Source organism: Mycobacterium sp. E2327 (genome assembly GCF_001672675.1).
Classification (GTDB): Bacteria; Actinomycetota; Actinomycetes; order Mycobacteriales; family Mycobacteriaceae; genus Mycobacterium.
Window position 1 is genome coordinate 26,997 of record NZ_LZKE01000048.1, and the last position, 13,153, is coordinate 40,149.

Sequence of the window (13,153 nt, forward strand, 5' to 3'; positions counted from 1 at the left end):
CGAGAGCTCAGCCGAAAGCGATCCACGTCAATCCCCCTTCACCGCAACCCCACTCGCCATGCTACCGACCGCGGTAATCTCGCGGTTATGGCTGAGCGGCCGGCCCGGGTCAGCGACGTGCATCGGATCGCCGCGTCGATGCCACACGTCAAGCGCTTGGAGGGCCCGAAGGGCAACCCCATCTACCAGGTCGGCGGGAAGTCGTTCGTGTTCTTCCGCACCCCGCAGCCCGACGCGACGGATCCGGACACCGGTGAACGCTACGCCGACGTGATCATGCTGTGGGTGGAGTCGGAGAGCGACAAGCTCGCGCTCGTCCAGGATCCCGCGTCGCCGTTCTTCACCACAAGCCATTTCGACGGGCATCCCTCGGTGCTGGTACGGGCCGGCCGACGGGCCGAGATCACCAGGACCGAACTCGCGGAGCTGATTCAGGACGCGTGGCTCTCACGCGCCTCCAGGCGACGCGCCGAGGCCTGGCTCGCGGAGCATTCCTGATAACGACGGCGTTAAGGGCCCGGCAGGGACCACGTTTAGACGCACGTCCAACGGGTAACGCTAGGGCCACGAGATTTTTTCTCGAACACAATGGAGGTCACCATGGGTGGTCGCGGAGTGATCGGCGGGATTGTCCTGATCTGGTTGCTCATCGGAGTCTTCGCGGCTTTTCAGCGCGACTACTTCAAGGGCGGCGCAACGAATTGTGTCACCGCGGGAAACATTGCGTTGACGGTTATCGCCGGTCCCCTGAATTACGCGGGCGTCAATCCCAAAGTGAAGGATTGCCATGTCCCGCAGCCCAGTTCAATGCCCAGTGGTCTAGCAGTGGTCTAGAAACGGCCACGAAATCACGTAGACCCCTCACAAAAAGGAAGTTGTCATGATCATCCTCGGCGTAGTGCTACTCATTCTCGGGTTTGTGTTTAGCCTCCCGCTGTTGTGGGAGATCGGCATCGTCGTGCTCGTCATCGGCGCGGTGCTGTGGATCATGGGCTCCGTCGGCCGGCCGGTCGCCGGCAGGCGGTATTGGTACTAGGCACCCCGTGAAACCGGATCGCGTGACTGCCCGCCAGTCACGCGATCTTTTCACAGGTGACGCAAAGGAACGCCATAGCGTTGCCTCAGCCCGGCGCGGATACTGGAACCTGTGACGCAGTCCCGGGCCTCGGTAGAGCGGGTTGTCATGTGCCGTGCGGACGGCAACCCGATCAATGTCCTCGTCGTTGACGACGAAGCTGTGCTGGCGGAAATGGTCTCTATGGCGCTGCGATACGAGGGCTGGACCATCTCCACCGCGGGCGACGGCGCATCGGCGATCGCCGCGGCCAGGGCCCAGCGTCCCGACGTTGTCGTGCTCGACGTGATGCTGCCCGACATGAGCGGGCTGGACGTGCTGCACAAGCTGCGCGAGGACAATCCGCAGCTGCCGGTGCTGCTACTGACGGCCAAGGACGCCGTCGAGGACCGCATCGCGGGCCTGACCGCCGGCGGCGACGACTATGTGACCAAGCCCTTCAGCATCGAAGAGGTCGTGCTGCGGCTCCGGGCGCTGCTTCGTCGCACCGGGGTGACGACCGTGGACAGCGGCGCGCAGCTGGTGGTCGGGGACCTGGTGCTGGACGAGGACAGCCACGAGGTGACCCGAGCGGGCGAACCAATCTCGTTGACCTCCACCGAGTTCGAGCTGCTGCGGTTCATGATGCGCAACTCCAAGCGGGTGCTGAGTAAGGCCCAAATCCTGGACCGGGTGTGGAGTTACGACTTTGGCGGGCGGTCGAACATCGTCGAGCTCTACATTTCCTACCTGCGCAAGAAGATCGACAACGGTCGTGAACCCATGATCCACACGCTGCGCGGCGCGGGCTATGTCCTCAAGCCCGCCCGCTAGGACGCGGCGGGTCTGGTCACTTCGGCTCCGGCTGCTGGTCGGCCAGATCGTCGTGCTCGCCATCGTCTGCATCGGCATCACCGCGGCGACCGAACTGGCGTTGCTGCACCACCTGGTCGCGCAGCTCGACGGGCAACTCGCGGGGACCTCGTACCGCTCCGCGCTGATGTACCCCGAACCGAAACGCCCGGGCTGGCGCCACGAGTCGCACTTCTATCCCAGGCCGGGTCCCGGCCCGCGGTTCCTCGATGCGCCGGGCCAGCCCGCCGGCATGGTCGCCGCGGTCATCACCGACGGCAAGATCGTCGACGCCGGATACCTGACCAGCGACGGCGCGCGGGCCGCGTTGACCCAGGCCGCGCAGACGCAACTGGAACACATCGCCGGCAGCCGCAAGCCGGTGACGCTCGAACTGGACGGACTCGGTCGATACCGCGTCGTCGCCGCCCCGAGCCGCAGCGGCGGGGACGTCATCGTCACCGGCCTGTCGATGTCGAACATCGACGCCACCATGATCCGGATGCTGGTCATCCTCGGGATCGTCACGGTGATCGCCCTGGTCGCCGCGACCAGTGCCGGCGTCGTCATCATCCGGCGGGCGCTGGCCCCGCTGCGCCGCGTCGCGCAAACCGCCAGCGAGGTCGTCGAACTGCCGTTGGACCGCGGCGAGGTCGAGTTGCCGGTGCGGGTGGCCGAGTCCGACGCGAACCCGTCCACCGAGGTGGGTCAGCTCGGGTCGGCGCTGAACCGGATGCTCGACCACATCGCGGCGGCGCTGTCGGCGCGGCAGGCCAGCGAGACCCGGGTACGCCAGTTCGTCGCCGACGCCAGCCACGAGCTGCGCACGCCGCTGGCCGCGATCCGGGGCTACACCGAGCTCACCCAGCGCATGGGTGACGACCGCGAGGCCGTCGCGCACGCGATGAGCCGGGTGGCGTCGGAGACCGAGCGGATCACGCGCCTCGTCGAGGACCTGCTGTTGCTCGCCCGCCTCGACTCCGGCCGGCCGCTGGAACGTCAACCGGTGGATTTGTCGCGGCTGGCGGTCGACGCCGTCAGCGACGCGCACGTCGCCGGGCCGGATCACCAGTGGGAGCTGGACCTGCCGGAGGAGCCGGTGGTCGTCACCGGCGATGCGGCGCGGCTGCAGCAGGTGCTGACCAACCTGCTGGCCAACGCCCGGGTCCACACCGCGCCCGGCACCGTCGTGACGACCCGGTTGAGCACCGAGCCGACGCAGACCGTGCTGTCGGTCATCGACAACGGCCCCGGCATTCCGGCGGGGCTGCAGTCCGAGGTGTTCGAGCGGTTCGCCCGCGGTGATTCCTCGCGCTCGCGCAAAGGTGGCAGCACCGGCCTCGGATTAGCGATCGTCTCCGCGGTCGTCAAGGCGCACCACGGGACGATCACGGTCGACAGCGCACCCGGTCACACCGAGTTCACGGTGCGGTTGCCACTCAACGGGTGGCAACCGCCCGCATCGTCATCTGGCTAAGGCCCGATTGCCCGCCTCCTCAGCGGGCCGTTCCGGCCCGCATCGTCACCGGGCTAGGAGCAAGTCACGTCGATTTCGAACGGCTTGTTCACCGGCTGCATCGGGTTGGCCATGTCGACCCCGGTGGCGGTGCCGGTGACCTTGTAGCTGTTGCCGTTCTTGGTCGCCGAGGCGTTGCCCTGGCCGGAACCCTGCGCGTACGCGAGGGTCACACCGTTGACGTTGCCGAGCCCGACGGACTTCACCGTGTTGTCACCGGCGAGCACGACGGAGATGCCGGTCGCCGCGCCCCCGACCGCGATGGTGGTGTTGCCGCCGACCGTCGTGCACACGACGGACCCGGTCACGTTCTGGTTCTTGCCGTCGATGGTCACCGTGGGCGCCGCCGCGCCGCTTCCTGGGGTGGCAACCGCAACGGACGTGCCGTTCGCACTACCGCTCGTGCTCGACTTGTTGCTCGAACACCCGGAAATGCCTGCGGCCAGAATCGCCGCTCCGGCCACCGCGACAGTCAGTCCACGCTTCACCTGTTCTCCTTTGCCCGATCGTTGCGGTCCTCGGCATTGAGAACCGTCAAGGCAGTATGCAAGTTTGCCGTGCCGCAGGAAAGAGATACGGCGAAATTGTTTCGCATCGGTTAACCCGCCGGCTCTGCACACGTCCTTCCACCGAAGGGCGCATTAATGGCACTGTGTTGCGGTGGATCACAAACCCCCGGTCGCCTTTATCGAGTCGGCCCATCGCGAACACGCCCTGCCGTTCGACGACACGAGGGACTTCGAGAGCGCCGATCGCGGCTTCATCGCGGCCCTGTCCCCGTGCGTCATCACCGCGGCCGACGGGCGCGTGGTTTGGGACAACGACGCTTACTCCTTCCTCACCGGCGACGCGCCGACGTCCGTGCATCCGAGCCTTTGGCGCCAATCGACGTTGGCCGCCAAGCAGGGGCTCTACGAGGTGGTCCCGGGCATCTACCAGGTCCGCGGCCTGGACATCTCGAACGTCACCTTCGTCGAGGGCGACACCGGCGTCATCGTCATCGACCCGCTGATATCCACCGAGGTCGCGGCGGCGGCGCTGAACCTGTATCGCACCCACCGTGGCGGAGACCGTCCCGTCGTCGCAGTGATTTACACCCATAGCCACGTCGATCACTTCGGCGGCGTTCTCGGCGTCACCACGCAAGCCGACGTGGACAGCGGCGCGGTGGCGGTGCTGGCCCCGGAGGGCTTCACCGCGCACGCCGTCCAGGAGAACGTCTATGCCGGCCCGGCGATGACGCGGCGCGCCACCTACATGTACGGGTCCATGCTGGCGCGCGGACCGCGGGCCCACGTGGGTTGCGGGCTGGGTCAGGCCGCGTCCACCGGCGAGATCGGCATCATCGTCCCTACCGTCGACATTCGGGCGACCGGTGAGAGACACACCATCGACGGTGTGGAGATCGAGTTCCAGATGGCGCCCGGCACCGAGGCGCCGGCCGAAATGCACTTCTACTTCCCGCGGTTCCGCGCGCTGTGCATGGCGGAGAACGCCACCCACAACCTGCACAACCTGCTGACCCTGCGCGGCGCGCTGGTGCGCGACCCGCACGCCTGGTCGGGCTACCTGACCGAGGCCATCGACACCTTCGCCGATCGCGCCGACGTGGTGTTCGCCTCCCATCACTGGCCCACCTGGGGCCGGGAGAACATCGTCGAATTCCTTTCGCTGCAACGCGATCTGTACGCCTACCTGCACGACCAGACACTGCGCCTGCTCAACCAGGGGCACACCGGCGCCGAGATCGCCGAGGCGTTTCAAATGCCACCCGCGCTGGAGCGGGCCTGGCACACCCACGGGTACTACGGCTCGGTCAGCCACAACGTCAAGGCGGTCTACCAGCGCTACATGGGGTGGTTCGACGGCAACCCGGCGCGGCTGTGGCCCCATCCGCCGGAGGCGATCGCGCCCCGCTACGTCGACGCGATGGGCGGCATCGACCGGGTCGTCGAGCTCGCCCAGGCGGCGTTCGATGCCGGTGACTTCCGTTGGGCGGCAACGCTACTCGATCATGCCGTCTTCACCGACAGCGGGCACGCGGCCGCCCGCTCGCTGTACTCCGATGTGCTTGAACAGCTGGCCTACGGCGCCGAAAACGCCACGTGGCGCAACTTCTTCCTGAGCGCCGCCGCCGAACTGCGCGACGGCAACTTCGGCACCGCGGCCCAAGTCGCTTCTCCCACAATGCTTTCTCAGCTAACGCCCGAGCAGATCTTCGACAGCCTCGCCATCCGGGTCAACGGGCCGCGCAGCTGGGACCTCGACATCGCCGTCGACATCGCGTTCGCCGACGCGGCCGCCAACTACCGGCTCAGCCTGCGCAACGGGGTACTCGTGCACCGCCGGGTGGCGCCCGACCCGGCGACGGCGACGGTTACGGTGAACGCCGACAGCAAGTTTCGGCTGCTGGCCGCGGCGATGGGCGACTTCGCCTCGCCCGGTCTGGACGTTTCGGGCGACCAGGCGGCGCTGCAGGCCTTCCTCGGCGCGCTCGACGAGCCCGACCCGGCCTTCAACATCGTTACGCCGTAGCTACTTCGCGAGCAGACGCAGAATCGCATGAATTCCGCCGATCCTGTGCGATTCTGCGTCTGCTCGCGGAAGTCAGGTCACGTCGATGACCACCTTGCCGAGCACTTTGCGCTCGGCCACGTGCCGCAGTGCCGCCGGGGCCTCGGAAAGCGGGAAGCGGGCGCCGATGTAGGGCCGGATCGTGCCGGCGGCGAACATCTGCTCCAGCTCGCGCATGTCGCGCGCGGCGTCGTCGGGCCGGTCGCCCATGAAGGTGCGGATCTCCATGCCGCGGATCGTGATGCCCTTGAGCAGGACCAGGTTCAGCGGGATGGACGGGATGGTGCCCGACGCGTAGCCGAGGGTGATGAAGCTGCCGCCGCGGGCCAGGCCGCGCAGCGCGGGCTCCGCGTACGGCCCGCCGACGGGGTCCAGGACCACCCGGGCGGAATCGCCGGTGAGCTCGCGGATGCAGGTCTTGAGGTCCTCGTGGTCGTAGTCGACGGTGGCCTCGGCGCCGCGCTGCCGGCACAGCTCGAGTTTTTCGGGACTCGACGCGGCGGCCAGCACCCGGGCGCCCATCGCGACCGCCAGGTCGACGGCCGCCAGCCCCACACCGCCGGCGGCGCCCAGCACCACCACCCAATCACCCTGTGCCACTTCGGCAATCGACCGCAGCGCGTGATACGCGGTGCGATAGGTGACACCGAACGCCGCGGCCGACGCGAAGTCGGCGCCGTCGGGTATGGGCGCGACCGCTCTCGAATCGAGCAGCGCCCGCTCGGCGAACGCGCCCGTCGGGGTGGTCGCGGAAACCCGCTGCCCCAAGCGAAACGGGGCGCCGTCGCCGACCGCCACCACCTCGCCGGCCAGCTCGCTGCCTGGCACGAACGGAACCGGAATCTTGACCTGATACTTGCCTGCGATCAGCAGCACGTCGGGGAAGTTGACCGCGGCGGCGTGCACCCGCACCACCAGCTGGCCGGGCCCGGGGACCGGATCGGGGAGGTCCTCGACGACCAGGTCCTCCGGCGTGCCATACGAACGGCAGACGACGGCGCGCATCACCGAATCCCCAGCCCGCGCAGGCAGAAGCCCACCAGGTGTGCGATGTCCTCGGGCTGGGGTCGGTCGGCGGATCCCACGTATCGGCGCATGGTCGCCGCGGTGCAGGAGAACACCGCCTCGACGTCGCGGTCGACGTCGGTGCTGCCCAGCGCCGTGACGGGCTCGATGAGCAGATCCCGTAGCGGCCGCAGCATTTCCGTGTCGGCCACTCGCCAGTTGGGCGCCGACATCTGCCCGGCCGCCGCGCGGCTCATGCTGATCAGGTGCGGGTCGGCCACCTGGGCCAGCGTGCCCTCGATCCAGCGCGCGACCTGGTCTTCCGGTCTGGATTCCTTGGCCATCTGGTGCTGCAGGTAGGACTCGACGATGGCCACGCCGCGCTCCATGACCGCCAGGATGAGCTCGTCCTTGCCGGCGAAATACCGGTAGAACGCCTTGTTCGACGAGCCGGCCTCGGCGACGATGTCGCTGACCCGCGGCTCCTCGGGCGCGACGCGTTCCATCACCCGCACCGCCGCGGCCAGGATCCGCTCGACCTCCTCGGTCGCCTCGCGCTGGCGGTCGTCCAGGGCGCGCTCGACGGCCGCGGTGACCCTGCTACTGGCCAACGAGCTCACCGTATTTGGCGCGGGCCGCCTCGAGCCGCACGTCCAGCATCTCGCTCGGCCAATCGCCCTCTTCGGCGTCGTAGCCCTTGAGCAGCATTCGCGCCAGGTTGACCTTGTGCGCCTCGGTCGGACCGTCGGCCAGGCCCAGCGCGATGCCGCCGAGCAGCACGTTGACCAGTGGCAGCTGGTCGGTGAGCCCGAGGGCACCGTGGACCTGAATCGCCCGCAGCGCAATCGATTTCAACACCTGCGACGCCAAGATCTTGCAGGCGGCGATCTCGGCGCGGGCGGCGCGCTCGTCGCCGTTGTCGATCAGCCAGGCGGCGTGCAGCACGGTCAGCCGGAACGGGATCAGCTCGGTATAGGAGTCGGCGACGAACTCCTGGACCAACTGCTTGTCGGCCAGCGAACTACCCTGGGTGAAGCGGCTTTTCGCGCGCCGCGACATCATCTCGACGGCGCGCTGCGCCATCCCGATCGAGCGCATCGCGTGGTGCAGCCGGCCTCCGGCCAGGCGGGTCTGCAGGATCAGGAAGCCCTGACCGGGTTCGCCGAGCAGCGCCTCCGAAGGCACCCGCACCCCGTCGTAGCGGACCAGCGAATGCCCCGGCTCGTGGGGGTCGGCGCCGACGAGGTGATGGGTGGCCTCCACGTTCAGGCCCGGCGTGCCGGCCGGGATGAGGAACGTCGAGGCGCCCTGGTGGACGGGCACGTCGGGGTCGGTGATCGCGACGACGATGAAGAACGACGCGACGGACGCGTTGGAGGAGAAGTACTTTCGCCCGGTGATGATCCAGTCGTCCCCGTCGCGGACCGCCCGCGTGGTGAAGACCCGCGGGTCCGCGCCGCCCTGCGGTTCGGTCATCGAGAAGCAGGAAAAGATCTCCCCGGACAGCAGGCCGGACAGATAGCGGTCCTTTTGGTCCTGGGTTCCGAAGCGGGCGATGATCTCCGCGTTGCCGGTGTCGGGCGCCTGGGTGCCGAACACGATCGGCGCCCACGGGCTGCGTCCGAGGATCTCGTTGATCAGCGTCAGCTTGACCGCACCGAACCCCTGCCCGCCGAGCTCCGGCCCCAAATGCGGCGCCCACAGGCCGTTGTCGCGGACCTGTTGCTTGAGCGGATCGACGATCCGGCGCCGCTCGTCGTTGAGCGGAAGGAATTCACAGCCGGGGAAGAGCACCTCGAGGGGTTCGACCTCCTCGCGGACGAACTCGCGGATCCAGGCCAGCTTCTTTTCGAACTCCGGTTCGGTGGAGAAGTCCCAGGACATTCGAATGCTCCTATTCGTTCATTGGTCAGGGGATACCGCCGTCGGCGCGCAGGATCGAGCCGGTGGTGAAACTGGAAGCGTCGGACGCCAGAAACAGCGCGGCGCCGACGATTTCGCGGGGGTCGCCGGCGCGCTGCAACGCCAGGTGCCCGAACGGCTTGCCCTTGGCCCCCTCGAGGTTCCAGGCCTTGCTGACGTCGGTGAGGAACGGCCCGGCCATCAGCGTGTTGACCCGGACGTCCGGTCCGAACGCCTTCGCCAGCGCCTCGGTCATGGCATTCAGGCCCGCCTTGGCCGAGGCGTACGGGACGATGTCGGGGGCCGGCCGCAGCGATCCGGCCGTGCTCACGTTGATGATCGATCCGCGCCCGGCCGCGACCATCCGCTCGCCCACCAACGCCGACAACCGGAAGGGACCCTTGAGATTCAGGTTGAGCACCGCGTCGAAGAGCTTCTCGGTGACGTCGGTCAGCTTGTCGTACAAGGGCGACATGCCCGCGTTGTTGATCAACGTGTCGACCTTGCCGAACCGCTCGTAGGTGGCCTCGACCAGGCCGTCGAGTTGGTCCCAGCGCCCCACGTGCACCTGGTAGGGCATCGCGGAGCGGCCGGTCTCGGCCTCGATCTCCTTTGCCGTCGACACGCAGTTGTCCATGTTGCGGCTCGCGATCACGACGTCGGCGCCGCAGTGCGCGACGGCGAACGCCATCTCGCGTCCCAGCCCGCGGCTGCCGCCGGTGATCAGCACCACCCGGTCGGTGAGGTCGAAAAGCTGCTCCGCATAGCCCATTTCAGCGCGCCCCGGCCAGCTCGGCGGCGGTGGCGATGAGCCGCGGGATCATCGCCCCGAAGGTGTCCTGGATGTTCGGGTCGACTTTTCCGGTCTTGACCCCCGCCGCGTAGGTCTTCTCCAGCACGATGCCGAGCTTCCAGTTGGCCAGCACCAGGTAATAGTCGATGTTCTCGGTGGACAGCCCGCTGATCTTCTCGTAGTGCTCGAGCAATTCGCTGCGCGTCGGCATGCCGCGCATGTCCAGATAGAACCCGTCGGTGCTGGGCTCCTCGCCGTCGTAGCCCAGCAGCGCCCAGGCGAGATCGAGCAGCGGATCGCCGACCGTCGTCATCTCCCAGTCCACGATCGCGGCCAACCGCGCGGGCGCACCGTGCGCGAACATCACGTTGGCGAACTGGTAGTCGCCGTGCATGATGCCGGGCTTGTAGTGGTCGGGCCGGTGGCTGCGCAACCAGTCGGCGGCCTCGTGCAGCCCGGGCAGCTCGCGCACCTTGTAGGCGTCGAGGAACGTGAGCCAGCGATCGACCTGTCGTTCGTGGAAGCCGTCCGGGCGCCCGAAGCCGTCGAGGCCTTGCGCGCGCCAATCCACCCGGCCCAGCTTGGCGGCGCCCTCGACCAGTTGGAACGCCAGCCCGCGACGGGCCTCCAGGTCGGCGTCGAACGGCGCCTGCCACCCGCCGTCCATCGGGCTCCAGCCGTCGATCGCCTGCATCACGTAGAACGGCATGCCCAGCACGGTGCCGGTGTCGTCGGCGGCGATCAGCGCCGCGTGTGGCACGTCGGTGCCCGACAGCGCGCGGACCAGCCGGATCTCGCGGAGCAGGCCGTCGATGCGGGCCGCGTCGGCGCGCGCGCCCGGCATCCGCAGCACCATGCGTTCGCCGCCGCGTTCGATCAGGTACAGGGTGTTCTGGGAACCCCCCTTGAGCTGGTTCAGCACCGGTTGCTCGCCGGCGCCGGGTGCCCCGCTCGCATCCAGCCAACGGGCAAGGACGCCCGGGTCCAGTTGGGTTTCGCTGACACTCGTCATAGGCTGCACACCCCGCTCTCCGTGCGGAGAATAGCATTCTCCACGGAGTGCGGAAAGGCCTCGACTGTTATCCGGGCTTGTGCGCGCTCAACAGGAAGCCCGGCGCCATGAAGTGGCCGTCGGTGTCGAATTCGAGCTCGGGCAACGGATCACGGGAAGCCGCGAGCGCGCCGGCGTTGCCGTAGAGCTTGGCGGGCCGCAGATCGTCGACTTGCCAGAGCTCTGCGACGGCGTCGTGCAACTCCGTCTCGGTGAAGCCGCGCGGCCCGGGCCGGTCGGCGCTCTGAGGACCCAGGGCCCCCGCGGCGAACGCCAGGATGTACAGCGCCGCCCCGGGCGCGGCGGCCCGAAAGATCGACTGCAGGTAGTCCTGGCGGCTCTCGGGCGGCAGCGCGTGGAACAGTCCGCTGTCCAGGATCGTGGAGAAGCGACCGTCATAGCCCCGGAAGTTGGTGACGTCGGCCTGCGCGAAAGTCGCTGTCGTCAGGCCTCGTTCGGCGGCCGTCGCGGCCGCTGCCTCGACCGCCGTCGCGCTGGCGTCCAGACCGACAACCGTGTACCCGCGCGCGGCGAGGGCGAGCGACAGCTCGGCGTGGCCGCAGCCGGAGTCCAGGACATCGCTGCGGATCTTGCCCTCGTCGATCAGCGCCGCCAGCTCGGGCTGCGGCCGGCCGATGCTCCACGGCGGCGGCGTTTCCTGCCGGTATGCGGCGTCCCAATCCATCTGCGGCTGGGTCATCTCTCCTCCTCGGGATCGGTGTCGCGGGGCGCGATGAGAAACTGGGCGCTGCCCACCATCCGACGACGGGAACAAACATGCAAGTGCTCTTGGTCCGGCATGCGCTACCGCTGAGAAGCGAACACGGCGAAGGTTCCGACCCGGACCTGTCGGAGCAGGGGTGGGCGCAGGTCGAGCGCCTGCCCGACGCGCTCGCCCGGTTTCCTATCGCGCGGGTGGTGAGCAGCCCGCAGCGGCGCGCGATTCAGACCGCCGAACCAGTCGCGGCCGCGCGCCGGCTGCGAGTCGAAATCGACGACCGCTTCGCCGAATACGACCGCGACCTTCCCGTCTACATCCCCGTCGAGCAGATCAAAGCCGAGCGACCGGAGGAATGGGCCCGCCTGGCCGAGGGGCATCTGCCCAGCGCGGTGGACGAGGACGCGTTTCGTGCGCGCGTCCGCGCGGGGGTCGACGACCTCGTCGCCGCCGCCGACCCCGAGGACACGGTCGCGGTGTTCAGCCACGGCGGGGTGATCAACGTGCTGCTGCACGAAATCCTGGGCACGAGGCGGCTGTTGTCCTTCCCCGTCGACTACGCGTCGGTGACCCGGCTGCTGTTCTCGCGGACGGGTCAGGCGACGGTGGCGGGGGTCAACACCGTCGAGCATGTGTGGGATCTGTTGCCGCGAAACCAGCGGCTGCCCGGCGACGATGCAGGCCGTGGAACGGCCTGAGGTGGAGTCGGGCAAATCGGTGGTGGTGAAGTTGACCGACATCAGCGGTGGTAAACAAGTTCGAGTGACTTCAGTTGACCGACTCGACGGGCTCGACCTGGCCTCGCTGGACCGGTACCTGCGTTCGCTCGGGATAGGCCGCGACGGCGAACTTCGGGGCGAGTTCATCTCCGGTGGCCGCTCGAATCTGACGTTCCGGGTGTACGACGACGCGACCAGCTGGCTGGTGCGCCGCCCGCCGCTGCATGGGCTGACGCCGTCTGCCCACGACATGGCCCGCGAATTCAAGGTCGTCGCCGCGCTGCAGGACACGCCGGTTCCGGTCGCGCGCGCGATCGCGCTGTGTGAGGACGACTCGGTGCTGGGCGCGCCGTTTCAGATCGTCGAATTCGTTGCCGGGCAGGTGGTGCGCCGGCGTGCGCAGCTCGAAGCGTTCAATCACACCGTCATCGACGCCTGCGTCGACTCGTTGATCCGGGTCCTCGTCGATCTGCACAGCGTCGACCCGAACGCCGTGGGGCTGGCCGACTTTGGCAAGCCCAGCGGTTACCTGGAGCGTCAGGTGCGACGCTGGGGTTCGCAGTGGGAGCTGGTGCGGCTGCCCGACGACCACCGCGACGCCGACGTCGAACGGTTGCATTCCGGCCTGCGCCAATCCATTCCGCAGCAGAGCCGGACCTCGATCGTGCACGGCGACTACCGGATCGACAACACCATCCTGGACGCCGACGACCCGACGAAGGTGCGCGCGGTCGTGGACTGGGAGCTCTCGACGCTGGGGGACCCACTGTCCGACGCCGCCCTGATGTGCGTCTACCGCGACCCGGCGCTGGACCTGATCGTCAACGCGCAGGCCGCCTGGACGTCGCCGCTGTTGCCGACGGCCGACGAGCTGGCCGACCGCTACTCGCTGGTGGCGGGGTTGCCGTTGGCTCATTGGGAGTTCTACATGGCACTGGCGTACTTCAAGCTCGCCATCATCGCCGCCGG

General features: G+C 68.2%; 15 protein-coding genes. 8 read left to right on the forward strand and 7 right to left on the reverse strand.

All coding sequences use genetic code 11. The annotated features are described in order from the left end of the window. The first annotated feature begins 87 nt into the window (after nt 1–87). The 5 genes from A5712_RS06210 to A5712_RS06220 all read left to right on the forward strand — a co-directional run bounded on the left by A5712_RS06210 (nt 88) and on the right by A5712_RS06220 (nt 3,383). Nucleotides 88–498: an MmcQ/YjbR family DNA-binding protein gene (locus tag A5712_RS06210; protein ID WP_068102566.1), complete on the forward strand. Its 411-nt coding sequence runs from the start codon at nt 88–90 to the stop codon at nt 496–498. Between the two features lie 90 nt (nt 499–588). Further along, nucleotides 589–834 carry a hypothetical protein gene (locus A5712_RS30050; RefSeq protein WP_068179979.1) on the forward strand — a complete coding sequence of 82 codons (246 nt, stop codon included), beginning with the start codon at nt 589–591 and terminating at the stop codon, nt 832–834. A 46-nt stretch (nt 835–880) separates the two neighbouring features. After that, complete coding sequence (locus tag A5712_RS31225; protein WP_173817459.1) at nt 881–1,036, forward strand: hypothetical protein; 156 nt, start codon at nt 881–883, stop codon at nt 1,034–1,036. Between the two features lie 147 nt (nt 1,037–1,183). Further along, complete coding sequence (locus A5712_RS06215) at nt 1,184–1,888, forward strand: response regulator transcription factor (RefSeq protein ID WP_067154759.1); 705 nt, start codon at nt 1,184–1,186, stop codon at nt 1,886–1,888. Beyond that, nucleotides 1,866–3,383, forward strand: a complete 1,518-nt coding sequence (locus A5712_RS06220) for a cell wall metabolism sensor histidine kinase WalK (protein ID WP_068102568.1) — start codon at nt 1,866–1,868, stop codon at nt 3,381–3,383. Before A5712_RS06215 ends, A5712_RS06220 begins: the two co-directional genes overlap by 23 nt. A gap of 53 nt (nt 3,384–3,436) precedes the next feature. Here A5712_RS06220 and A5712_RS06225 read toward each other — a convergent pair whose 3' ends face one another. Then, entirely contained in the window at nt 3,437–3,910 is a 474-nt protein-coding gene (locus tag A5712_RS06225; protein WP_067154823.1) for a lipoprotein LpqH, read from the reverse strand. 172 nt (nt 3,911–4,082) lie between these two features. Here A5712_RS06225 and A5712_RS06230 point away from each other — a divergent pair, with 172 nt between their 5' ends. Continuing rightward, on the forward strand, nt 4,083–5,957 hold the full coding sequence (locus tag A5712_RS06230; protein WP_068102570.1) for an alkyl/aryl-sulfatase: 1,875 nt from the start codon (nt 4,083–4,085) through the stop codon (nt 5,955–5,957). Between the two features lie 72 nt (nt 5,958–6,029). Here the strand turns inward: A5712_RS06230 and A5712_RS06235 are convergent, their stop codons facing one another. The 6 genes from A5712_RS06235 to A5712_RS06260 form a co-directional block, all read right to left on the reverse strand. Further along, the gene (locus A5712_RS06235; RefSeq protein WP_068102572.1) at nt 6,030–7,001 is read right to left on the reverse strand and encodes an NADPH:quinone oxidoreductase family protein; all 972 of its coding nucleotides are present in this window, start codon (nt 6,999–7,001) and stop codon (nt 6,030–6,032) included. Continuing rightward, complete coding sequence (locus tag A5712_RS06240) at nt 7,001–7,621, reverse strand: TetR/AcrR family transcriptional regulator (RefSeq protein ID WP_068102575.1); 621 nt, start codon at nt 7,619–7,621, stop codon at nt 7,001–7,003. The genes A5712_RS06235 and A5712_RS06240 overlap by 1 nt, the downstream gene beginning before the upstream one ends. After that, on the reverse strand, nt 7,602–8,885 hold the full coding sequence (locus tag A5712_RS06245) for an acyl-CoA dehydrogenase family protein (protein WP_068102578.1): 1,284 nt from the start codon (nt 8,883–8,885) through the stop codon (nt 7,602–7,604). Before A5712_RS06245 ends, A5712_RS06240 begins: the two co-directional genes overlap by 20 nt. 25 nt (nt 8,886–8,910) lie before the next feature. Next, a complete protein-coding gene (locus A5712_RS06250; protein WP_068102580.1) occupies nt 8,911–9,675 on the reverse strand; it encodes an SDR family NAD(P)-dependent oxidoreductase in 765 nt (254 codons plus the stop codon). A gap of 1 nt (nt 9,676) precedes the next feature. Next, on the reverse strand, nt 9,677–10,708 hold the full coding sequence (locus A5712_RS06255) for a phosphotransferase family protein (protein WP_068102582.1): 1,032 nt from the start codon (nt 10,706–10,708) through the stop codon (nt 9,677–9,679). A gap of 67 nt (nt 10,709–10,775) precedes the next feature. Further along, nucleotides 10,776–11,447, reverse strand: a complete 672-nt coding sequence (locus A5712_RS06260; RefSeq protein WP_068102584.1) for a class I SAM-dependent methyltransferase — start codon at nt 11,445–11,447, stop codon at nt 10,776–10,778. A gap of 77 nt (nt 11,448–11,524) precedes the next feature. On the opposite strand from A5712_RS06260, the gene A5712_RS06265 reads away from it, so the two are divergent. Further along, nucleotides 11,525–12,163, forward strand: coding sequence for a histidine phosphatase family protein (locus A5712_RS06265; RefSeq protein ID WP_068102587.1), 639 nt, complete (start codon nt 11,525–11,527; stop codon nt 12,161–12,163). A gap of 64 nt (nt 12,164–12,227) precedes the next feature. Further along, a partial coding sequence (locus A5712_RS06270; protein WP_068102599.1) for a phosphotransferase family protein occupies nt 12,228–13,153 on the forward strand: 926 nt, incomplete at its 3' end.

Excerpts from the sequence above, each read along its gene's own strand:
- A5712_RS06215 (WP_067154759.1), top strand. The coding sequence starts at position 1,184 with ATGTGCCGTGCGGACGGCAACCCGATCAATGTCCTCGTCGTTGACGAC.
- A5712_RS06255 (WP_068102582.1), bottom strand. The coding sequence starts at position 10,708 with ATGACGAGTGTCAGCGAAACCCAACTGGACCCGGGCGTCCTTGCCCGT.
- A5712_RS06245 (WP_068102578.1), bottom strand. The coding sequence starts at position 8,885 with ATGTCCTGGGACTTCTCCACCGAACCGGAGTTCGAAAAGAAGCTGGCC.
- A5712_RS06260 (WP_068102584.1), bottom strand. The coding sequence starts at position 11,447 with ATGACCCAGCCGCAGATGGATTGGGACGCCGCATACCGGCAGGAAACG.
- A5712_RS06210 (WP_068102566.1), top strand. The coding sequence starts at position 88 with ATGGCTGAGCGGCCGGCCCGGGTCAGCGACGTGCATCGGATCGCCGCG.
- A5712_RS30050 (WP_068179979.1), top strand. The coding sequence starts at position 589 with ATGGAGGTCACCATGGGTGGTCGCGGAGTGATCGGCGGGATTGTCCTG.
- A5712_RS06220 (WP_068102568.1), top strand. The coding sequence starts at position 1,866 with ATGTCCTCAAGCCCGCCCGCTAGGACGCGGCGGGTCTGGTCACTTCGG.
- A5712_RS06265 (WP_068102587.1), top strand. The coding sequence starts at position 11,525 with ATGCAAGTGCTCTTGGTCCGGCATGCGCTACCGCTGAGAAGCGAACAC.
- A5712_RS06250 (WP_068102580.1), bottom strand. The coding sequence starts at position 9,675 with ATGGGCTATGCGGAGCAGCTTTTCGACCTCACCGACCGGGTGGTGCTG.
- A5712_RS31225 (WP_173817459.1), top strand. The coding sequence starts at position 881 with ATGATCATCCTCGGCGTAGTGCTACTCATTCTCGGGTTTGTGTTTAGC.
- A5712_RS06235 (WP_068102572.1), bottom strand. The coding sequence starts at position 7,001 with ATGCGCGCCGTCGTCTGCCGTTCGTATGGCACGCCGGAGGACCTGGTC.